This is a genomic window from Rhodococcus sp. M8 (assembly GCF_015654185.1).
Taxonomy (GTDB): domain Bacteria; phylum Actinomycetota; class Actinomycetes; order Mycobacteriales; family Mycobacteriaceae; genus Rhodococcus; species Rhodococcus aetherivorans.
Genome location: NZ_CP064065.1, coordinates 2,523,412 through 2,545,707 on the forward strand (window position 1 = coordinate 2,523,412; position 22,296 = coordinate 2,545,707).

At 66.9% G+C, this 22,296-nt stretch carries 15 protein-coding genes and 4 pseudogenes; 5 read left to right on the forward strand and 14 right to left on the reverse strand.

Going from position 1 to position 22,296, the window contains the following annotated elements:
• Positions 1–237: 237 nt before the first annotated feature.
• The gene (locus ISO16_RS11190; protein WP_083662309.1) at positions 238–993 is read right to left on the reverse strand and encodes an SDR family NAD(P)-dependent oxidoreductase; all 756 of its coding nucleotides are present in this window, start codon (positions 991–993) and stop codon (positions 238–240) included.
• Positions 994–1,161: 168 nt separating this feature from the next.
• Here ISO16_RS11190 and ISO16_RS11195 point away from each other — a divergent pair, with 168 nt between their 5' ends.
• Positions 1,162–2,178, forward strand: a complete 1,017-nt coding sequence (locus ISO16_RS11195; protein ID WP_029545693.1) for an ERCC4 domain-containing protein — start codon at positions 1,162–1,164, stop codon at positions 2,176–2,178.
• 79 nt (positions 2,179–2,257) lie between these two features.
• Here ISO16_RS11195 and ISO16_RS11200 read toward each other — a convergent pair whose 3' ends face one another.
• Positions 2,258–2,860, reverse strand: a complete 603-nt coding sequence (locus ISO16_RS11200) for a TetR/AcrR family transcriptional regulator (RefSeq protein WP_072636023.1) — start codon at positions 2,858–2,860, stop codon at positions 2,258–2,260.
• Positions 2,857–4,179 carry a saccharopine dehydrogenase gene (locus ISO16_RS11205; protein ID WP_442800828.1) on the reverse strand — a complete coding sequence of 441 codons (1,323 nt, stop codon included), beginning with the start codon at positions 4,177–4,179 and terminating at the stop codon, positions 2,857–2,859. The genes ISO16_RS11200 and ISO16_RS11205 overlap by 4 nt, the downstream gene beginning before the upstream one ends.
• Here ISO16_RS11205 and ISO16_RS29060 point away from each other — a divergent pair.
• A pseudogene (locus ISO16_RS29060) lies at positions 4,061–4,719 on the forward strand (arabinosyltransferase domain-containing protein); the annotation flags it as partial. The gene ISO16_RS11205 and the pseudogene ISO16_RS29060 overlap by 119 nt on opposite strands.
• Positions 4,720–4,843: 124 nt before the next feature.
• Here the strand turns inward: ISO16_RS29060 and ISO16_RS11215 are convergent.
• The 4 genes and pseudogenes from ISO16_RS11215 to ISO16_RS11230 form a co-directional block, all read right to left on the reverse strand.
• Complete coding sequence (locus ISO16_RS11215) at positions 4,844–4,993, reverse strand: hypothetical protein (RefSeq protein ID WP_170913974.1); 150 nt, start codon at positions 4,991–4,993, stop codon at positions 4,844–4,846.
• A 29-nt stretch (positions 4,994–5,022) separates the two neighbouring features.
• Positions 5,023–5,589, reverse strand: coding sequence for a dihydrofolate reductase family protein (locus tag ISO16_RS11220; protein ID WP_006930815.1), 567 nt, complete (start codon positions 5,587–5,589; stop codon positions 5,023–5,025).
• Positions 5,590–5,618: 29 nt separating this feature from the next.
• Positions 5,619–5,903, reverse strand: a pseudogene (locus tag ISO16_RS11225) (hypothetical protein); the annotation flags it as partial.
• A gap of 85 nt (positions 5,904–5,988) precedes the next feature.
• Positions 5,989–7,089: pseudogene (locus tag ISO16_RS11230) on the reverse strand (transposase).
• Positions 7,090–7,111: 22 nt separating this feature from the next.
• Here ISO16_RS11230 and ISO16_RS11235 point away from each other — a divergent pair.
• Both ISO16_RS11235 and ISO16_RS11240 read left to right on the forward strand, forming a co-directional pair.
• On the forward strand, positions 7,112–7,693 hold the full coding sequence (locus ISO16_RS11235) for a dihydrofolate reductase family protein (protein WP_072636027.1): 582 nt from the start codon (positions 7,112–7,114) through the stop codon (positions 7,691–7,693).
• A gap of 886 nt (positions 7,694–8,579) precedes the next feature.
• The gene (locus tag ISO16_RS11240; protein WP_072636028.1) at positions 8,580–9,176 is read left to right on the forward strand and encodes a maleylpyruvate isomerase family mycothiol-dependent enzyme; all 597 of its coding nucleotides are present in this window, start codon (positions 8,580–8,582) and stop codon (positions 9,174–9,176) included.
• 125 nt (positions 9,177–9,301) lie between these two features.
• On the opposite strand, the pseudogene ISO16_RS29065 reads toward ISO16_RS11240, so the two are convergent.
• The 6 genes and pseudogenes from ISO16_RS29065 to ISO16_RS11270 form a co-directional block, all read right to left on the reverse strand.
• Positions 9,302–9,478: pseudogene (locus tag ISO16_RS29065) on the reverse strand (nuclear transport factor 2 family protein); the annotation flags it as partial.
• Positions 9,478–9,816 carry a cupin domain-containing protein gene (locus tag ISO16_RS11250; protein ID WP_230304525.1) on the reverse strand — a complete coding sequence of 113 codons (339 nt, stop codon included), beginning with the start codon at positions 9,814–9,816 and terminating at the stop codon, positions 9,478–9,480. The gene ISO16_RS11250 and the pseudogene ISO16_RS29065, both read right to left, overlap by 1 nt.
• Before the next feature lie 126 nt (positions 9,817–9,942).
• Positions 9,943–10,203 (reverse strand): flavodoxin, encoded by a 261-nt coding sequence (locus ISO16_RS11255; protein ID WP_206003392.1) that lies wholly within the window; start codon positions 10,201–10,203, stop codon positions 9,943–9,945.
• 678 nt (positions 10,204–10,881) lie between these two features.
• A complete protein-coding gene (locus tag ISO16_RS11260) occupies positions 10,882–15,447 on the reverse strand; it encodes an AAA domain-containing protein (RefSeq protein ID WP_072636031.1) in 4,566 nt (1,521 codons plus the stop codon).
• A 256-nt stretch (positions 15,448–15,703) separates the two neighbouring features.
• Positions 15,704–16,429, reverse strand: coding sequence for a hypothetical protein (locus tag ISO16_RS11265; protein WP_195886203.1), 726 nt, complete (start codon positions 16,427–16,429; stop codon positions 15,704–15,706).
• Positions 16,430–16,541: 112 nt separating this feature from the next.
• Positions 16,542–18,113, reverse strand: coding sequence for a bifunctional NAD(P)/FAD-dependent oxidoreductase/class I SAM-dependent methyltransferase (locus ISO16_RS11270; protein ID WP_072636032.1), 1,572 nt, complete (start codon positions 18,111–18,113; stop codon positions 16,542–16,544).
• A gap of 78 nt (positions 18,114–18,191) precedes the next feature.
• Between ISO16_RS11270 and ISO16_RS11275 the strand changes: the two genes are divergently transcribed.
• Positions 18,192–18,755, forward strand: a complete 564-nt coding sequence (locus ISO16_RS11275) for a helix-turn-helix domain-containing protein (protein ID WP_072636033.1) — start codon at positions 18,192–18,194, stop codon at positions 18,753–18,755.
• An 875-nt stretch (positions 18,756–19,630) separates the two neighbouring features.
• Here ISO16_RS11275 and ISO16_RS11285 read toward each other — a convergent pair.
• Positions 19,631–22,273, reverse strand: coding sequence for an ATP-binding cassette domain-containing protein (locus tag ISO16_RS11285; protein WP_072636035.1), 2,643 nt, complete (start codon positions 22,271–22,273; stop codon positions 19,631–19,633).
• Positions 22,274–22,296 lie beyond the last annotated feature (23 nt).

The window sequence follows — 22,296 nt, forward strand, 5'->3', positions numbered from 1 at the left end:
TCGAATCGTGTATAACGTAGAAGGGGGGCAGGGACAGCACACCGTCATGGCGGACCGATATGCCCCGGCATGGTTGATCAGGGCGGAACATCCCTTCGGCCTTCTCCGCCTTGATGATTCGATTGCACATGGCCACGGGACCGAGCCGGGCCGGACCGGGCCGGTGCGAGCACATCGGGCATCTGCACGTTTCTCTCTTCCGCGACAAGGTACGAGTAGCGATGTCCGTCGCACGTCTCAGCGCATCAGCGCTTGACCGCCGTCGATGGGGAGCGAGTGACCGGTGATGTACCGTGCCGCCGGACTGCACAGGAAGACCACCGCCGGACCGATGTCGATTTCGGGGTCGCCCAGCCGCCCGAGCGGCACGGTGTCGAGATACGCCCGCGCTTCGTCCGGACTCTCCTGCGCCCACACCTCGAGGGCGGATGAATTGGCCAACGGGAGAATCGCATTGACTCGAATCCCGTCGGCGGCCCACTCACACGCCGCCGTGCGGGTGAGGACGCGGATCGCCTCCTTGGCGGCCGCGTAGCCACCGTATCCGGACGGGTCCCAGCGCACCCCCGCCGCGGACCCGAGATTGACGATCGAGCCGCCGCCCTTCAGATGCGGGTGACACGCCCTCATCAGCCGCAGTGTCGCGGTCGGCCCGGAATCCATCCCCCGCTGATAGACCTGTTCGTCGAGGTCGAGCAATCGTCCGTGGACCGTCGACTGGGCGTTGTTCACGAGGATCGACAGGCCGCCGAATCGCGCGATCACCCGCTCGACCAGGAGATCGATCCCGGCCGCATCGGTGACATCGCACACGAAGGCGGCAGCGCGGCCGCCGCGCTCCTCGATCTCCGCCGCCACCTTCTCGATCTTGTCGGCCGTCCTCCCCACCACGGCCACCCGGGCTCCGGCCGCAGCCAACGCCAGGGCGATGCCGCGTCCCACCCCCTGACCCGCTCCCGTCACCAGCGCCGTCTCACCGTTCACAGAGTTCACGTCCGCCTTCCTTGCTCGGGACCGCACACCGCTGTGCGCGCTCATTGAGTAATCGATCAATCAATTACGATCGATGATGCCGGTTGCGACCGGACCCCGGTAGGTGTACCGGCGGGTAACTTCTGGCACCCGCGGACGTCCTTGCGTTGCGATGAGACCCTGACAGCTGTGGAAATGGTGATCGCGGTGAATCCGGAGCCGGCGTCCAAGCTGGGCTACCTGCTGCGGGTACCCCTCGACGGCGGGCTGGTGTTTCGCACCTCGGGAACCTGGCCGCGCACGAAGGCGCTGTACTGCCATCCGGTGCCGATCGACGAATGGCCCGACGACCCCGAGGTGGTCGAGCGGGTGGCCGTGCGGTCGTGTGCGCGGCGCGGCGCGGCAATCGATCTGGTTCTCGATCGGGGCCGGGAGAACCGATCGCAGATCGTGTACACCACCGCGCGCGGGCGCGAGGTGGTGTTCTGGCAGTCCCCGCGGACCCGCAAACAGGCCCGGCCGAACGTGCGCACACCCACCGCGCGGGCCGCCGGCATCGCCGAGCTGCCCATCGTCGTCGACTCGCACGAGCGTTACGCCTACCGGTTCGCCGACCAGCAGGTCGGGCTCACCAAACGCGCACTGCCGTGCGGGGACTACGGGGTCTTCCTCGAGGACCGCCTCGTGGCCTCGGTCGAACGCAAGTCGGTGCCGGACCTGGTCTCGAGCCTGACGAACGGCACGCTGCGCTACGCGCTGGCCGAATTGGCGGCCCTACCGCGGGCCGCGATCGTGGTCGAGGACCGGTACTCGGCGATCTTCGCGCTCGAGCGGGTGCGGCCGGCGACCGTCGCCGACGGTCTGGCCGAGTTGCAGGTGCGCTGGCCGAACGTGCCGATCGTGTTCTGCGACAACCGCGCCCTGGCGGAGCAGTGGACCTACCGCTATCTGGCGGCGGCCTACGTCTGGGCCGAGGCAGAGAACACGGCGATCGCCCGCATTGCGGCACCGCGCCCGGTCGACGCGCCCGCTGCCGAATCCGGGGACATCGCCGAATCCGAGAGCGGCGCCGGGGAGGTGGCACCGCCGGCACCGTCCACCGCCGAGGTTCGAGCCTGGGCGCGTGCCCAAGGCCTCCCGGTGCCGGATCGGGGCCGGCTCCGTCCCGATATCTGGCAGGCGTGGAGCTCGGCTCACCCCGAATAACGACCCCGCCCCGAGCCGGACCGCATCGACGACGCCGGCACCGGGGCGGGCGGTCACAGCCGGCGCCCGCCCGGACGCATCAGGGACCATGTACCAATCCGACTGCGGCCCGGATAATCTCGCTCCTCGCTTCCGCCGAACGACCGACGCCGACCGTCGAGTGGACAATGGCCGCACCTTCCACCAGGCTGACCACGGTCGCCGCGACCGCGAGGCTCCGCGACCGGTCGAGATCGGGGCGAACGCAGGCCACGAGGTCGGCCACGTGACCGACGTATCCGGCGTAGAAGTCGCGGACGACCGCGGCCGTGCTCTCGTCGCTCATGGCAATGGCCCAGACCTCCACGAACAACCGCACGCACGACGGATCGTCCTGCTCTGCGAGCAGGATCTCGAACAGACTCGTCGTTTCCGACCTGGTCAGGGCCGGCTGCTCACCCCGTTCCTCGATCGGCCCCAGTGCGGACGAGAGCCGCTCGAGCGAACGCTGCAGCGCCCGCTCGAGCACAGCCCGGATCAGATCGGCGCGAGTCGGGAAATAGTGCTGGAGGTGCCCGATACGCACGCCCGCCGCAGCGGCAAAGTCACGCAGAGACGCATCGGCGTTGCCGCGGGTCGTGAGTACCCGTTCGGCGGCATCGAGCAGTTCGGCCTGCCGTTGGCCGCCCTTCGTCGAGATCATTCCCGCAATACTTCCACTCCGTGCTCGGGTAGCGATCGCAGGATCGAGGCCGGATCCGGATGCAGCTCGGGGTAGGTGACACCGGGCTCCGACCCCGTCGGATCGAGCACTCTTCGCAAACCGAGGAAGCCGCCGAGCGCAGTCAAGTGAGCTTGGCCTCGCGGATCGACGACCGTTGCCGATGTCCTTCCTCCCTCGCCGTCGACGTCGACCCGGATCTCGGCGTTCCCTCCCTCGCCGGGCGAGTACAACAACGACCGGCGTACGGATGTCCACCGGTCCCCCTTGCCCCACCTGATCAACCCGGCCTTCTTCGCTGCGAGCAACGCCGTGGTGGCCGCGCCCGAGCTGAAGCCGAGACGTGTGGACACGGTGCCGACATCGAGGGTGATCGGCAGCGTGAGCTGTTCAGGGGTGTCGATTCGGACCACCTTGGTGCGCGACCCGGCGATATTCACGATCCGCGGATCTGTCAACGGCGCCACCGTCACCGGTAGTCCGCCCCGACGAACCTCGTAGTCGTATCCGAGCCGATCCATGAAGTCGACCGAATCGATGCCGGCCATGTCGTTCATGTCCCAGCGAACTGCGATGTCGACCGAGGCGGCAGCTCCGCCGCGCTCGGCTATCAGGGCAGCGGCTACCACACTCGTGATTCCGCCCATCCACGCCGACGAGAAGAGCACCGGCGCACGTGGCTTCATCACGGCTGCCGCGGCGATGGCGCGGGTCATGCGGCTGGTCCATCGCGTGATGTCGACGTACGGAACGCCCGCGCCGACCGCAGCCGTCAAGACCCGGTCGATCGGATCGTTGACCGTTCCGATCACCGCTCGGACCGCCGCCCGAAATGGCGCCGGATCCGTTAGATCCCAGCGCCGCACCGAAGCCCCGTGCTTGTCGGCGAGCGCCGCGCCCTTCTCGGGATTGCGCCCGGTCAGCAGCAACGGCCAGTGCGGAGCGGCGAGTTCGGTCAGTGCGGAACCCACGGTTCCGTATCCACCGACGATCAGGACCGGACCTTCGTGGTCTCGTGTGAGCGTGTCAGCCATGGCCAAAATATAGGTCATTTGACCTATATTGTTCACTGTGCCGGCCCTCACACCCCGGCAACTCGGGATGGCCACAGCGTGCGCGCACCTCCCGCCGAGTCGATATCCGCGCCGGGACACCGCAAGCCGCGGGCAACGAAGACGAGGGGCCACCGGTGTCGTGCTGACCTGGTGTTCGGTCGAACGCGCGATCGCCCGGCGTCTGCTGCCCGCCGCCGCCGCGATCCTCATCGGCGCGATCACCGTCACCGCCGGCCCGTCGGGCATCATCTGCTTCGCCGCATCGATCGCCGGCGCCCGCCCGATCGCCCGCATCCTCCATCACCGGCTCGCAACATGGGATGGTTGCCGCTGCTCGCTCCGATGGTCGCGGCCGGGCTGGTGGTGCTGGTGCCGGTCTTCTCGGACCAGACCCCTGCGGCTGTGCTGGAGATGCAGCACGTACACGAGGTCGGCCCGAATGTGCCGTGGTTCCAGGAGTATCTGCGCTATCAGTACCTGCTGCAGATCACCGTGGACGGGTTCCTGGCGCGCCGGTTCGCGGTCTTCACCCTGGTGCTGTGCCTGCTGGTGGCGATCGTGGCGATGCTCGCTGCCGTGGCGACCGGCCCCGCGGTGTTGCGTTCGCGGCGCAATCGGGCGCTGTTCGCGGCAGCGGTGTCGTTCGTGGTGACCATGTCGTTCATCGGGCCGAACGGCTGGTGGTACGTGTCGAGCTACGGGGTGCCGTGGTGGGACAAGCCGCCGTCGATCGCCGAATTCGGGTTCTCCACAGTGGTCTTTGCCGCGACCGTCGTCGCATTGCTTTGGCTGATGCGACCTCGGACCATGCGTCGTAGTAGGCCTTGCGCAATCCGCTCCGGTCTCTCCGAGTCCGACAGTGCGCGCTCCTAGGATCGAGATATTGTCAAGACCTGTGGATGGGCGAGTTTCAGGCGACCTCCAGGGTGGTTGGTGGGTCGATCGGTCGTTCTGTGAGTTTCCCGGGCAGCAGTTCGTCGCACTGCTGGTGGATGTTGAACAGGCTGCCGTGCAGCAGCAGTACTTGCGTGCCGCTCGAGTCGTGTATCTCGTAGTGCATCCGCAGCTCGCCTGGCTGTGTATGTCCGATCAGTCGTGTTTCGCCTCGTAGCGCAGGAGGACCGTGCCACCCGGGAAGGTGCGGTTCTCCAACAGTCGCAGCGAGATCCATGACGGCAGGGTCGGGAAGAACGGGGTGCCGCCGCCCACGGCGATGGGCGCGACCACGATCCGGTATTCGTCCACCAGTCCGGCCTGCACGATCGGTGCTGCCAGCGTCGCGCCGGCCACCTCCAGCCTGCCGTCGGTTTCGGCTTTCAGCTTCGTCACCACCTCGACCGGGTCGCCGCGTTCCAGGCGGGAGTTCCAGTCGACGGACTCCAGGGTGTGCGAGAACACGACCTTGGGCATGTCGCGCCAGATGCGGGCGAAGTCGACGATCAGAGGGGTGGCGTCCGGGGCCTTGTCGGCAGTCGGCCAGTACGCGGACATCAGTTCGTAGAGCCGCCGCCCGTAGAACGACAGGGCGGTCTCCCGCTCGAAGTCGTTCCAGTACTGGTGCAGTTCTTCGCTCGGATCGGTCCAGTCGATGTTGCCTTGTGCATCGGCGATGTACCCGTCCACCGACACGTTGAAGCCATAGATGAGTTTGCCCATGCAGTTCAGACTGCACCGGAGGGCAGAACTCATCGCGACACCACACGAGTTATTGTCAAATCGTTGTGGATGGGCGAGCGTCGGGCGACCTCCTTCGTAGTTGACGCATCAACCGGTCGTTCTATGAGTCTTCCTTTCTCGAACACGGCTCCGGCCCGAACGAGGGCGACCAGGTGCGGCGCGTTCACGGCGCGCCAGCGTGCCTCAGCGGCCTCGATCACCGTGAACGCCAGCGCGAGCCCCGCCGTCCGCGAGCCTGGCCCCTTGGTGACCTTGCTCCTCAAACGCACTGTCGCGAAAATTGATTCGATGGGGCAACACAATCAGCCAGATGCCGCCGAACTGGCTCGATCACCTCGCCCACATCGTCGTAAACGAGCCAGGGCACAATGCGGCTCTTCATAATCCAGGGTGTAGCAGCGGCCTGAAGCCACCGGTCTCGAGTAGCGGGCCGGCGATGTAGTTGGTGAGGTTGCCGAACCCGAGGGCGAAGCCGCGGAGGTGTTCGAGTCGTCCGTTGATCGCCTCGGTTGGGCCGTTGCTGGTGCCGGGTCAGTCGAAGTATGCCAGCACGTCGACGGCGCGCTTCTTCAGCGTTCGGCCCAGCGTGATCACCTCGCTCAACGCAGCGGGAACGCCGGCGCTGACCGACCCGATCAGGTTCTGCATCGGCTCGCGCCCCTTCGTTCGATCCAGGTGACGGTAGGCGGCGATCATCCGCTGGTAGATCCCCCAAGTCGCCTCGACTTCGACATGCTCTTCGGCGGCGAACAGGGCGGTGAGTCGGTCCTTCTGCTTGTCGGTGAGTAGGTCGGCGCCGGTGTGCAGGGTCCTCCTGGCGGCGTAGAGCGGGTCGTCCTTGTGACCGCAGTGGCCGTGGATCGCGAGTTGGACCCGACGCCGGCACTTGTCGAGCACGCCACCGGCTACGCGGACCCCGTGGAAGGGATCCATCACCGCGACCGCTGCGGGGATCCATCGACGCCGAGAACGTGGACGCCGTCGAGCCGGTGCGGATCGTCTATCAGGACCCGCTTGCCCTCGGCCAGGACGGCGTCGTTGGCGGTGTTCCAGGCGCCCACGAGTCCTTCAGCGACACGCGCGACGGTCAGGTGCTGGCGCACGACGCCTTCGAGTGCCCACCGCAGACCACCTCGCGAGAGCTTCGCCCGCGGCTCAGCAGCCAGGCTGGTGTCCTGGCGCCACATGCTCGCAGCTGGAGCACCGATAGCGACGGATCGGGACCACCAGCGTGGTCGGCCGCCAACCCAGCGGCTCGTGCGCCAGACGCCGGGTTACGGTGTCGCGCGACGATCCCTCGCATCCGCAGCGGCGACACCACCTCTCATCCGACCCGTCGGGTTCGACGACGCGACAGGCCAAGACAGCACGGTCCGGCTCGAACCGCGGCCTGGTCACTTCGAGACCGAGCTCGTCGAGTCGGCAGAACACGGTCAGATCAGGGCAGGCACAGCCCGCCCCAGGGGTAGCGTCAAGCACGTCGAGGTCTAAGGAGAGCCCCGTGGGCAAGGTGGTCATGTACAGCTCGGTGTCGGTGGACGGCTTCGTCGCGGACGAGAACGACCAGCCCGGACCGCTGTTCGACTGGTTGTCCAGCGGTGACGTCCCGTTGGACGAGAGCGGCGAGGTGAAGGTGTCGCAGACGTCCTACGACTACACCCGGCCGTACTGGGACCAGATCGGGGCGACAATCGTCGGCCGCCACGTCTTCGACATGACGGACGGCTGGGAGGGGAAGCCTCCGGGCGGGGTCGACCACGTGGTCGTCGTGACGCACCGGCCGAAGCCCGAGGGCTGGGCCCCCGAGGCGCCGTTTCACTTCGTCGACGGCGTCGAGGCAGCCGTGGCCAAGGCGCAGGAGCTCGCGGGTGACCACATCGTCGAGGTCGCCGGTGGCGACGTCGGTGGCCAGGTGCTTGCCGCGGGCCTGGTCGACGAGGTGCGCATGGACGTCGTACCCGTCGTGTTCGGGTCCGGCAAGCGCTACTTCGGGTCGGTCCACGCACAGCACCTGTTGGAGGATCCCGACGTGGTGATTCAGGGCAACCGGGTGCTTCACCTGCGCTATCGGGTGCGCCATTGACCGATATGAGCGGGTACTCGAAGAAGTCCACTGCGAACGGTGACACAAGATCGGGCCTCCGGCTGCGTTTGCGCATCGCTGCCCCGGGACCGACGCGCCAGCCAACATCCAGCCAGCGATTACACCCTCAACTGTGAAGCCCACAATGCCACCGCCTCGCTCGACACGGCCCCATTGCGGCAGTCTGATCGACCCGATATCCCGCTGCGTCTCGTCGGACAACGTCCCTCACCTCCGTGTTTGAGAGATACCTACGCGGCCGTGCAACGAGTCCGGTGTCGGCAGGACGGCGTGTCGCTACGTAGTCCGGTCACCAGATCGATGCCGTTTTCCGGATGGTCGATCCGGCCTGTCGACGGCAGGCCGGAGTCGGCTCTGGCCCCCTTTCCGATTGCGTCGTCAGGCATGCCTGACTGCCGAGCACTACGAGAGAATCGTGCGCGAGCAGTTGTGCGCCGGCTGACCGCCGACCGGGACACCACTTTGGCTACCGAATCCCTGCAGGCGTTGGCGGAGGCAGTGCTCTCCCTGGCGGTCGAGAACAGCGATCCGGCGACGTCGTCACCTCACCCATCCAGAGGATCGTGAGGCACCCTGCGGTCCCTGATATTCCCCGCCTGTGGGTACTGCAGCGCATGATCGTCGAGACCGAACTGCTCGGCCAGCACGTTCATGAAGTCGATGTGGCGCGGTACTCGGCGTAGCCCTCCGCGGCGAGTTTCGGGATAGGTGTCAGGCAGGTCGCACACCTTGGCGACTTCGGCTTGGCCACTCTCCGATGAGTTTGACCGGCCCGTGGAGTCTCAACCTCTACAGGCGGCGCGATGCAAGGACGTCCGGCTCGGCGGCGGGGCACCTTGCTCCACTGAATGAAAGGGGACCGACCGTGAACAACCTGCAGTCCGGGGTACCGCCAACATACGACGGCCTCGCCGACCTGCTCGACTCCGCGCCCACCGAGACCTGGGACACCCCGTCGCTCTGCGCGACGTGGCAGGTCCGCCACGTGGTCGCGCACGTAACGATGCCGGCGCGGCTCACACCCGAGCAGTTCGGAGCCGAGATGGCGGCGGCAGGCGGCGACTTCACCCTGCTGTCCAACACCGTAGCCGCCCGCGACGCCTCCCTGCCGGTCGCCGACCACCTGGCCCACCTCCGGTCGCCGCTGCTGCACGAGTGGCAGCCGCCGGGTGGCGGGGCGGCCGGGGCGCTCAGCCATGCAGTCATCCACTCCCTCGACGTCACGGTCGCGCTCGACCGGCCGACGGTTGCGCCGGTCGAGGCCGTGGTCGCCGTCCTCGACCAGCTCACCGCCGTGAACGGCGCACTGTTCGGGGTCGACCTGACCGACGTCCGGCTCGAGGCTGCCGACATCGACTGGAGCTGGGGAGGCGGGAAGGTCGTGCGGACCGACAGCGGACGCCTGGTGGCGCTTCTGAGCGGCCGCACCCTGCCCGATGGCCGCGCCCTACGCCGCGGCTGACCCACCCAGGTGGACGCGAGGGTGTACGCCGCCACCCACCGGCCGTCGCGGGCGGTGTAGTGGATCTCGAGCTGCAGCGGCCAGGTGCCGTGCCCGCCCCGGATGGTGGCCTCCGTCCGCGTCCGGCCGGAGGCGACGTCGGCCAACCATTCGGCCTTCGACTGCTCGTACCCGGCCATGTGCGTGAGTGTGAAATCTTCATCGAGCAGTTCGCCGAGCGCGACCGCGTCGCCGGCGACCATCGCGTCGCGCTGCTGTTCGTAGTCGCGCACCGCCGCCTCGACGTCGTTCCCCGCCTTCATCAGCCGTTGCACTCCTCGTCGGTGACGTGCTCGAGCCACGTCGTGGTCGTCGCCGGGCTGTCGGCGTCGTCGAGCATCGCCAGATGCTCCATGAACGAGTCGGCGGCCGCACCGTGCCGATGTTCCTCGCCGGGCGGGCAGTAGATCGTCCGGCCGGGGTACGCCTCGATCTTTTCCCCGCCACGGGACTGCACCCACGCCGCGCCCTGTGTAACGTGCAGCGTCTGGCCGCGGGCGTGCGAGTGCCAGGCGGTGCGGGCGCCGGGCGCGAACCGGACTTTCGCGACGATCATCCGCTGACCGTCCTCGCGGGGGAAGGCAATCGGGTCCAGCCACACGTCGCCGTGGAACTGTTCGGGCGGGTTCTTCGTGGTGGAGTACGCGGGTCGATCCGCATCTTCCGTTTCCTTCGATCCGGCTCGCCCTGCGAGCGGTGATGTGACAGCCGCGGGTGCGGCAGGCAGTCAGAGCAGGCCGGTGCGCTGCAGCCAGGAGTCGACTGCGCCGCCGGCATCGCGGACCTCTTCGCCCCGAACGGCCAGACTCTCACCCAGAGTTGCTCCGCGACAAGCTTGTTCGTAATCGTCCGGGATGTTCCCGAGCCCGCTCACGGCGTGGGTGGTGATCGGGTGGACCCTCGTGCCGGCGAAGTCGAACCCCTCGGCGAAGGCCCACATGATCATCGGCGCACTGCTGTTCCACACCGGGCTCCCCACAGAAGTCATGCCCGAAAGTGTGCCGTACCCCCGCACCGGGTGCCGAACCCGACGTCCCGCGCCGTTGTCCTGCGGCCCCGGAGGGGACGGTCTGGCACCGAACGGCGAGGGGACGTGCATTTTCCCTGTTCAGGAAGCGTTCTCGGCGGTGTGGGCGATCTCCACGACGAAGCGGCCGTCCGCGGTCGGGGTGACGCGGGAGTCGATGTGCAGCCCGGATCTGCGCACCGCGGCGATCCTGCCGGTGCGCAGGTCCGGGCGGCGACGCTGGCCAACTGGCGGCGGCTGCGGTCGTAGACCTTCCAGGTGACCCATTCCCCGGGCCGGGCGCCGGCCAGGGCCTTGATCTCGGCTTCGGCCTGCTGACGCGTCGTCGGGACCGGATCCCGGGACGGGCTGGGCGCCGAAGACGTCCCCGACCGACCGCCGGTCCGGTTCGGCGTCGAGCTTGGCCAGCAGAAAACAGTGGTGGACAGTCCGCGTCCTGAGCTCAGGAAACCGGCACGACCGTAGGTCCACACCCGCGTGCCTCGAGTATGAGACACGAAGACATAGCGCCGGGCGACGAACTGGTCGTCACCACTCCTGCTCACGAGGTCGAACTCCGGCATTGCGACGATCCACGCGAGGTCAGCGGCACCAACGTCTCGAAACCCGGCCTACGAATCGTCCGATCATCCGATTCGGTCAGAAGCCGGCAACATCGTCGGCAGTGCGATCGACTACACCCGCAACCCGATAGTTCGTCCGTTGCCCTGGCGCAACGAACGCGTCGACCCGCCCGGTGACGACGAGCTCTTCCAGCACCGCGAGAACGACCGTCCAGTCCATCTCGAGCCGATCGGCAAGCTCGACGACCGGATATTCCTCACTCCCGAGTGCCTCCACAATGGTGTCAGCCAGCGATGACGACACCGGCGTGGCCACCGACGACTCGGTGAATCCGGAACGCTCGACGTCGGACACCGCACCGGCATCCGCACCCTCGGAGGTAATGCCGCGCCGCTCGAGCTCGCCCCACAGCCCCGACATCGACGCGTCCGGGTCGAGGTAGTACTCGGATTCGCGGACCCTCCAGAACCTCCAGCCGCTGCGGCGCAGTTCACGTTCACGCTCGAGGTCGGCGCGCTGCCGGTCGGGAGTGGTGTGCCACTGCTCGCCGTCGCACGCCACAGCCAGCTTGCCTGCCGCACCGGTCACCACCAGATCGATGACGTGACCGTTCACCTCCACCCGGGGGTTCACGTGATATCCGCGGGCAGCGATGTCGAGGAACACCTCCTGCTGGAAGAGACTGTCGAATGCCTCGTGCCGCTCCTCACCCGTCACACCCGCCGGCATCGGCGCCGCAGGCATCGGCGACGTCGACTGCAGGTAGGTGAGCAGCGAATGCCGCAGGTCCGTCGGCCGCAACGTGTCGACGGTCCGCGAATGGAACAACCACAACTGGTCCTGTGCCCTCGATGCGGCGACGTTGAACCGTCGTTGGTATTCGGTCCTCGTCATCGCCGCGATGTTCTGGTCGGGCGCGACCACCATGGACAGAAACACCACGTGCCGCTCGTCCCCTTGGAAATCCGGAGGCGTGCCGACACGGAGTCTGCGTTCGTCCCATTGGTGCGGGGTGAGCCGGTCGAGCAGTTCGTTCTGGATGACGTCGACCTGCGACTGCCCCTGCAAAACCACCACGCCGAAGGTCTTCCCGTCGTAGGCGGGGTCTTCGACACACTGCACCACAGTGTCGACGAGGGCACCGGCCTCGACACGGTTCGTCAACGTCGAGTTCTGTCCGGTGACGACACCACCGTCGACGTAGGTGGTGCGCAGGGGCGGAAGGCGGTCGGACCCATACTGCCGCAACGGAACCAGGGGGTCGTCTGCATAGAACTGTTCACTCGACCAGGCGATGATCTCCGGCATCGATCGGAAATGCTCACGCAACCGGACGATGCTCCCGAACCGCGACCGCAACAACGAGAACATGCTCGAGCGGGGAGTGAAACTATCGCGCAAGTACTTCGGGATGTCGGGCAGGGATGAATCGAGACGACGGAACACTCCGTCGAGCGCACCCAACGACACCGCACTCGGCGCGCATTGCTTATCGTCCCCGACCACGATCACACGCGGCGCCAACCACAGCAGGAACAAGCTACTGATGTCGACCTGGCTTGCTTCATCGACAATGACGACATCGAACAGGTTCTGTACAGGCGGAACCGAAGACAGCACCTGCTGCAACGGCATCACCCACGCCGGCACCGCACCCTGCGCGACCTGCATGGCCTCACGCGCTGCAGCCCGATAACGCTCTGCATATCTCCCGGTACCCTTTCCGATACTCGCGACATGGTCGCGGTACGAGTGCAGGGCCTGGACCTGCTCGGCGGTCGTGCGGTCGAGACACGCGCTCCACGCCTTCTCCGCGACGAGCTGCGTGGTCAACCGCGAGATGTCTTTCTCGACCGCGTCGAGGTCACGTTCGAACTGCCCGTCGTCACGCCCCTCGTTGACGTTCCGCACCCACTGCTCTGCGCGACGCCACGCCCACGCGCTCTCGATGTTTGCCAGACGAACCGGCCACTGCGGCCACGACGGATCTTCGGCGATGGCCTGCGCGAGCGCCGGTGCGGCGTCGGTCAAACGCGCGTGCAGCGACAAGAGTTCGAGCTCCTCCCGCTGTTCACCGGCCGCACGATCCCATGCATCCAAAGCTGCATTGATACCGTCGAAGTCCGCATCGTGGAAGGCCCGTGCCAGGGCGCGCCCTTCGGGCGACGCTCCCCCGGCGATCTGGCCCCGCACATACAGGCCGACGGATTCGAGCCAGGCCTTGCTGGCTTGCGCAGTGCCGACCGCGGCGATTTCCCGCGCCGACTCCGCAACCGACCGCGCCTGTTCGACACTCACAAGCCGCGGCGCACCAGGGTGGATGTCTCGTAACGCCGATTCGACATCCCGTACCCGTGTGACAAGGTTGTCCACGATGCCACGGTCCCGGTTGATCAGTGCCAGGGTGCCGATGGCACGGCTGCGTGACTCGTCGAGTGCGATGTCGATACCGAGATCGCGCAGGACGATCCCCACGACCCGCACCGCGTCGAGCGCACGGAGGTGCTCGGCGACGATACGCACCGAGTGGGCGGTAGTGGCCGCGACCCCGTCGACGGTCGCAGGCTCGCCGAGCGCCTCGACCGCCGACTGCTCGTCACTCCTCCGGAACCGGGAGAAGCCACTGCGCCATGTGTCCCCCGCCTCCAGCTTGCGAGCCAGCGCGTCATACGCCTCGAACGCGAGCCGCCCGGTCACCGGCGTTGCCACCGTGCTGGCACCGACGACGCGATCGGCCTCCTGCGCGGCCTGCACGAGACCTACGAACTCGGCGGTCTTTCCCCACAGGTGCTGCGCCCTCCCCGACAGGACATCGTCGGCCACGCGTTGAAATCCCAGGTCGAGCCGTTCTGCATCGTGCAGAGCGCCCTGCAGTTGTTCACAGAGATCGCGGATACGGGCCAGTATGTCGGGTGAGGCGCCCTCGAGTACCCGCAGCAACTCCGGCATTTCGCCGGTCACGTCCTGCGATGCCTGTGCGACCGCGGCGCACGCGTCCTGTACCTCTCTCTGGGTGGGCAGGGACAAGTCGGGGAACGCTTGGTGCCGCCGACGCGCCCGCTCGACGCTCGACCGCTGATGAAGCGCATGGAGGGTGATGAATTCGTCGACGCTCAGAGGTGGGGCGTCGGTGAACAGCGGTACGGGCAGCCACCCCTGTCCGGATTCCTGTGCGCGGACCCTCCGGACGATCGACGCGACCGTCCCCTCATAACCGGCGGCGACCGCGGTGTGAACGACCGTCTCCTGCGCGCGCGTCTGCCGAATCTGTTCCGTCAGGATCGCCCGACGGTTGAGCACGTCGTTGCGTTGCGTGGTGAGTTCGTCGATGCGCTGCGCTGCGCGCCGCCCGTTGAATTGCGCCTTGCGGGTAGCGATCTCGCTGACACTGCGGTTGAGCTCCGCAGACCCTCCCCGCGCCGGGTCGGTCACCGCCACACACAGTTCTTGCAGTTCGAGCGGAAGTTTGTCGCGCAGTACACGCAGCGCCTGAGCCTTCTCACTGGTGACCAGCACGCGCTGGCCACCCGCGAGCAGCGCGGACACCAGGTTGGCGATGGTGTGTGTCTTACCAGTACCGGGTGGGCCTTCGACCACGACGCCGCTGTCGCCGGTGAGGCGATCGAGGATGTCGCGCTGCTCATCGTTCGCGGGCAACGGGAACAACGGCTCATCGGCGAACAGCGCGGACGGTGTGCCGATGCGGTCGAGCCATGCGACACGGTCGGCCGGTTCGATCGCTTCGACGAGTTGCGCCAGACCCAGCGGCACCTGGTTCGACTCGTCGGCGACGGCCTCGCTCATGCGGTTGTAGTACTCGATGAGCGCATAGGCGCCGCGCTTGCGGAGCACCAGAGCCGGCGACGGTCTCACGAACGCCTCGGGCGACGATGCCTCCTCCGCCTGGTCGACGACGTCCACGCGCACTGTAAGTGCCCGGTCGGTCCAGTCCTTGAGAAACACCCGAGCCGCGGGGTCGAGGGGCGACGCGACCTGAGTCGCGAGGGATTGGTGCAGGTCGCGGGTACTCGATGGATCGAACACTTCCAATCCGGTGAGGAGCTGGGTGTCTTCGAGCGACGGGACGGCGTCGGGATTCAGCCGGACCAGCAGGTCGCCGGATTCCTCGTGCCGCTCGATGAGGGCGGACTGGGTGATCAAGTGCGTGTGCACCCGCGCGCCTGCGACATCGTCGGAGAGGTGCAGCAACCCCGATGCGACGACGAGCTCGAGCGATTCCGGTTGGGCGTCGAGGTTCAGCATCGCGTGCTGCAGGAACGTGTACAGCTGCGACGCGGGCCGTCGTTCCCGATCCACAGCCGCCCACGCCCGCCATTGCGCCAACCAGATCTCGACGCCGTCGACGGCGTCGGGGGCCTGTGGGTCGAGTGTGGGTTCGGCGGCAGAGTTGTCGATTGCCCCCTGCACATACTTCGCGACCAGCGCGGGGGGACGCGGTGGATCTTCGAGGACAACGCGCCGTGCGCGGAGGAAGACGTCTCCTGCCGCGGCATCGGCGCTCAGGCCGACGTCGAGGTTTTTCTCGTCGAGCGACAGCACGGCACGGTGTTTGTCGAGGGTGCGGACAGGTGCGCTCCGTGCTTTGACGAGCTCGGCCAGAAAGGCGAGCAGGCGTTGCACGCGATCCCTGAGTTCAGGTTCGCTCACCCTCGGCTCCACACCCACTCCACTCACCCTGCGGACGTCCTTCCGCCCGTCGACGGAAACCGGGCAACTCCAGCTTAGGAACCACCTCCGGCATGTCCGTGTCCGGTCTCTCTTGTCGCCGATTGCGGCCCCCCGAACCCGTCACCGCGATCGCACCTGGCCTGCGTGAAGAACGGCTATCGAGTGCACGGGGGATGGTACGGGCGGGTACGTCACGGCAGACGCAAGCTCATAGCCCCCGGGGATACCTGCCGCCGACCCGGTCGGGGTCGTCGGCCAGGAACACCACGTCCCGGCGGCCCTGGTTGAAGGCGCGGAAGTTGTCGTAGTCCCAGCCGGCAGGGGCGTAGTCGTCGTTCCACCGCACTCGCGCGGCGGGCACGAGCCCGGCCTCGGCATACAGGTCCGGCAGCACGGTGTCGACACAGTCCAGACGGCGGCCATCGAGCGCGGTGGCGTACCGGACCATCGCGCGTGCCGCGCGCGGGTGGGTGCAGTCCCGGTGGGCGGACACCGAGACGATCTCGTCGCCGTGCAGTGCGGCGCCGGCCTTGCCGTCGTCGGTCACCAGTAGCCGCATCCGCCGGTAGTCGTCCTCGTCGTAGACGGACACCGAGGCGGCATAGGGGTTGTGCCGGCCGTCAGCGCACCACCAGCTCCGCGCGCGCCCGGAACGGTATCGCGTCCACATCGACGACGCCCTTGCCGGCGAGGGTTTCGCCCAAGTCGGGCAGCGGCGGGATGCTGAATCCGGCGGCGCGAGCGATGTCCTGGCCTTCTTGTACCGGTGCGAGGCTGTGCTCGTCGCCTTGGCCCCGGTCTGATCGGCCAAGACCGCGAAGGTCCACTCCGGGTGGGTGATCTCGAGTTGGGCGGCCGCCTTGACGACCGGAGCGAGGTCGGCGCTGTCGAGGAACGCCAGCAGTTGCGCGATGGTCTGCTGTGCGGGGCGCACCGCCGGCCGGAGGTGCCGGCGGTGGGGTCACCTCGGCAACGGCGGCCGTCGGCGCGCCGTCGCGGGTGTCGACCGCACGGTCGATGGCCTGTCTCGTCACGACCGTTCCGGCTCAGCCGCGTCGTCGCGCCCGCAGCACCGAGTCGCGGACGGTGACCTGCACCCCGGAGTGCGGGTGGGCCGTGGTGCGGGACCGGACCTCGCAGAGCTCGACCTCCCACTGCCCGTCCTCGAGCGCCGGAATCAGCGCCTCGGGGGTGAAGAGGAACCAGTGGTGACCGTGGCGCAGCCCGGTCGCCAGGTCGTCGGGGTGGTGACCGACCACCAGCAAGGTGCCACCGGGGGCGACCGCGGAGCCGAGGCGCCGGGTCAGCTCGACCATCCCGCCGTCGGGAAGATGCAGGAACTGCGAGGACACCAGATCCCATCGCTGCTGGCCGGGCTGCCAGCTGCGGACGTCGGCGGCAAGCGTGGTGACACGGTCACCGACGCCGGCCTCGGCTGCGTGCGTGGCCGTCTTCTCCAGGGCGGCGACCGCGAAGTCCAGGGCCGTGACCGACCAGCCGCGGCCGGCCAGCCAGACCGTGTCGGCGCCCTCACCACAGCCCACGTCCAGGGCCCGTCCGGGTGTCAGGGACGAGGCCTCGGCCTCGAGCTGGGGGTTGACGCGTCCGCTCCAGACCCGCTCCCCGGAGTAGCGATCCTCCCAGGCGGGCTGCTCGAACAGCTCGGCCCGGCGCTCGACGACCGCGCGGTCGGCGTCCTCGGCGGCCAGGTCGGCGTTGACGAACGCTCCCACCCGGGTGCCGTGAGCGGCCGCGCCGATCAGGGTCATGCCGATGTCGGTGGCGTTGCCGGCCGCGTACAGGCCCGGCACCGCGGTCGCCCCCACCGGGTCGACCGCAATCACCGACCCCACCGGCACCCCGCCCCACTCGACGTGCTGCGGCTCCAGGCCGAGAGAGGTCAGGAAGTCGAGGCATACCTGCGGCCGGGAGGCCACCACGATCGCCTCGCGCTCGAGCAGCGAGCCGTCGGCCAGGCGCACCCCGATCAGCCGGTCGCCGTCGGTGACGACCTCCCGCGCAGTGCCGTGCTCGATCCGCACGCCGATCGCGGCCATCCGCTCCACGTCGGCGGCCGGCAGCTCGACCCCGTCTGCGACGACGAGGACGACGTCGTCGGTGAGCTGGCGCCAGAGCAGACCCTGGTGTCCCGCGACCGGGCTGGTCGCCAGTACCGCAATCGCTCGACCGCGCACCTCCCAGCCGTGGCAGTAGGGGCAGTGCAGCACATCGCGGCCCCAGCGTTCGGCGAGGCCGGGGACATCGCGCAGCTCGTCCACCACCCCGGTGGTGACCAGCACCCGCCGGGCGGCGATTTCGCGTCCGCTGCCGGTGGCCACGGCGAAACCGTGCTCGGTGCGGGTCACGGCCGTCACGCGGTCGCTCGCCAGCTCCACCCCGTACGCCGCCACCTCGGCCCGGCCGTCGGCCAGCAGGTCGAGCGGGGGCACCCCTTCCCGGCCGAGATAGTTGTGGACGTGCTCGGCCGGAGCATTGCGAGGCTCACCCGCGTCGAGCACCAGCACCCGGCGACCGGACCGCCCCAGCACCATCGCACCACTCAAACCGGCAGCGCCGCCGCCGACCACCACCACATCGAAACTCTCGTTCTCCGTCATGTCTCCAGGGTGCAGACCCCTCCCGAGATATGGCAAACATCCTTGCCGTAATGGCAAAACTCCGGCACACTGAGCGACATGGAAGACCAGGACGTCTTGAAGAACGTGGGCCCGAGACTGCGACAGCTTCGACTCGAGCGGGAAGCCACCCTGAGCGATCTGGCGGAGGAGACCGGCATCTCGCTCAGCACTCTCTCCCGACTGGAATCCGGACAGCGCAAGCCCACCCTCGAGCTGTTGCTTCCACTGGCCCGCGCCCACCGGGTCGCACTGGACGAACTCGTCGACGCCCCGGACACCGGCGACCCCAGAATCCGGTCCAAGCCGGTGACCCGGCACGGACGGACCTTCCTCTCCTTGACCCGCCGGCCCGGGGGCCTGCAGTCCTTCAAAATGGTGCTGCCCACCATCGACGACGTCGCCCACCCGACGCTGCAAACCCACGAAGGCTACGAGTGGCTCTATGTACTCAACGGCCGACTGCGCCTGATCCTGGGCAGCCGCGACATGGTGCTCGAACCCGGAGAAGTGGTCGAATTCGACACCCGCACACCGCACTGGATCGGCAACCCCGGACCCACCCCCTGCGAAGTGCTCGCCATCTTCGGCCCCCAAGGAGAACGAATGCACGTGCGCTCATAACCAGCGCCCAGCCCCCGTCCACGCACCGCCGACGCCCGCACCCAACACCGGCCTCTTGAGACGCGGTCGCCTATCGGCTGTATCCCGACGGGCCTGATCGGGTCTGTCAGGAAATCGGTGGGCACGCACCATCCGCGCCGCCCACCCGGATCTCGACGGGCTCGCCTACCGAGGCCGATTCGCCGGTGGACTGTGCGTCGCCCTCTTCACGCCCGCCGCCCAGGCGTTCCCGGATCGGCCCGAGATGACCCTTCCCCTCGACCACCCGGGATTCGCATCACGGTTGGCCGGAGCTGCCGACCTAATCGGCTACGCGATCGAATAACCGCCCGATCACTCGAGTGCTGCGCCCACCCGCCCTCGGACAGGAGTATCCCTGGGAGACAGAGGGTTACCCCCAGGGATACAGCGGACAGACAGAGGGAGTGTCAGACCTTGCGGCGATCGCGGTCCCCTCACCAGTCATCGCAATCGTCCTGAAAACTCGTCGAGCTGTCGAACGAACACCTCACCCTTCCCGAGCTCAGTACCGTCGACGATCGGCACCTCCCGCCCGGCCACCCGGTAGACGTAGGGCGAGCACTGGCTCTGCGTGGGTGTTCGCACCACAATCTCCTGGTCACCGACGCGGCCACCGACGTCAACGACCGACGAGTGCCGCCAGGTAACTGCCTGGAGGAGCTTTCCGGCGACCGGGCAGGACAGTACAGCGTGCGGATCAACTACCAGGTCACAGAGGGTGAGTCATCATTCACTCCGAAAACGCGCGCTAATTCAGTCGGCCTCACCCAGCGCTGCCTACAGAGGCCGACGACGGCAAATCGCCAGGTGGACAGACCCGCCCCCTTCGGAAACGACGCCTACCGGTATTGAGGTTAGAAATAGACATCCTGCAACTGGTGAATCGATCCGGCGTCTCCCTCGAGTTCGACGACAGACCCATCCCTCAGGACGTACAACCGATCACAAACACTCGAAAGCGTTTGGATATTCTGATCGACGACAAGCACACCCTCGCCGTTTTCGCGGGCCAGGGCCGACAACACCTGTAGCGCTTCGCTTGTCGCCTTGGGCGATAGCCCCAGACTGAGTTCGTCCACCATCAGAATGGAAGGTTCGGCGGCAAGTCCCCGGGCTATCGCCAGCATCTGTTGTTGACCGCCGCTCAATAGCCCTGCGGGGCGGTCCAACAGGGGTCTGAGTCCCGGGAACCGGTCCAAAATCTGGTCTAGGTCCTCATTCGTCAATCTGTGGCCGACCGCCAAGGCGCCGACCTGCAGATTGGCCAGCGCAGAAAGCGATCCGACTACGCCCCGGCCCTCGGGTACGTGGATCAACCCAGATCTGGCCGCCGCCACTGGCGACGAAGGAAGCGGCGTCGAATCCATGGTGATAAGACCGTCTCCGCGGGGGATCACTCCGGACAGTGCGCGTAGTAGCGTCGTCTTTCCCGCGCCGTTCCTGCCTGTAAGGCCGACGAGTTCTCCGCGGGAGACATTCAGGGAAACCTTGTCGAGAACGCGCGTGGGTCCGTATCCGACGGTCAGGTCGGTAACCACCAAGCCTTGTGACGACAGATTCACGCTGAGCGATTCCGCCTGAGGGTTCGTCGAGGAAGATTGGGCGCCAACTGACTCAGCCACGCGGACCGCGGTTGACTGGACTGGGTTGGAGTCCGATTCACGCTCCGGGTCCGGCAGTTCGACCGGCTTGCCGACGAAGGCTTCCAGTACCCGCTCGTCGCGTGTGACGTGATTTGGTTCTCCGGAGGCCAAAACCTCCCCGCCGTCCAGTACCGTGACGGTATCGGCTACTCGCCGCACGAACGCAATATGGTGGGCGACGAGTAGAATCGTGACTCTCCCACTGCTGCGTAGTTTTCGAATCGCATTCTCCACACAGTGGATCTCATGTTCACCCAGTCCGGCTGTGGGTTCGTCGAGCAACAAGACCTTCGGCTCCGACACAAAGGACCTGGCCAGGTCGACCAGTTTCCTGTCAGCCAGAGAGATTTCATCTGCCCTCTTGTTCCACACAGACTCGGACACGCCGACGAGAAACAAGGCCTCCTCGCACCTGGTTCGAATATCGGCATCCGTTTTTCGGCCGGGCGTCGGGCGCAACAGATCTACCAGCAGCCAGCGACGGTGCTGATGCAAAAGACCTAGGGCAACGTTCTCCACCGCGGACAAGTCATCAACGAGCGAGGGATTCTGAAAGGTGCGTCCGACTCCCGTCGCACGGATTTCTGGTGGCGACATCGTGGTGGTTTCGCGACCATTGATCCTGATCTCGCCACTTGTCGGTCGGAGCAGGCCGGTGACCGTGTTGATCAACGTTGTCTTACCGGCGCCGTTTGGACCGATCAAGGCATGGATCCGACCGTGCCCTACCGCGAGATCGACTCCATGAAGTACCTGCGCCCCATCAAAAGCGACACCAACGCCGGCAAGCTCGATCGCGGCGACCTCGGTCCTTGCAGTCGCGGTACCTTCCGCAGAATTCTGGCCCCGGCCCAGCGCCGTACGATCGAGATCCTGGGATGAGGGTTCGCCGGCGTCAGCGCTATCGAGATCGCCGGTCATGTCCACCGCAGTGCCGGAACGCTCGGGTGCTCGCCGCGCGACAGTGCCTTTCCCCCACAAGTGAACTCCACCATTCCACTTCGACAGCGCACCCAGAATCCCTGCCGGAGCCAGCACGACAAAGACAAGGAAGGTGATGCTTGCGTATAGGGCCTGGTTCTCAGGAGCGCCGTGAAACACGGCAGGCAACACTGCGAAGAACAGCCCACCGAGCAATGGGCCCGACAAGGTTCCCTGCCCACCCACGACAACCATCGCGACCAGCGTGATGGACGCCGCCACCCCGAACGAATCTGGGGTGATCACCGTAAGCCCTTGGGAGATGACAATTCCTGCCAACGCTGCACCGAGTCCTGTAAAGACAAACGCGGTCCATTTGGCGTGCTTGACCCTGACGCCCAGCAAGGAAGCAACCTGCTCGCTCGAGCGAATCAGCCGTAGCTCGTGCCCGCGCCTTCCACTGCCGAAACTTGAGGAGGTGAAGAGAACGAGCGCCAAGAAGCAGAGCGCAAGAAAATACAGCCCAGCGCCGTTTCCGAGGTCGACGCCGAGAACGAGGAGCTCCGGAACCAGCAGACCAGACTGGCTACCCGTAAGACTGACGAACGCACTCGACTGTAGGCCGGCCGCCACGACAAACGCCAGAAAGAACGTGGCCACTGCCGAACCGAAATGCGAAAGTTGGACCACTGCCAGCGCAACGATCCCGCACGCAACCAGGGTGACGCCCAGGCAGACAACGAGCGCCGGAAACGGCGACATCCCCGCGGTCCTCGCGACTGTCCAGGTATACGCGGCAACGGCGACCAAAGCACCATGGCCGAACGAGATCTCGCCGAGGTGCCCCTGCCACAGGTTCATCCCGACGGCCACGGTGCCCCATGCCATACCGAGTATAAGAATGTACTGCCACGAGGGGTCACGAATGATCATCCCGAGGGCTGCAAGCGCTACAA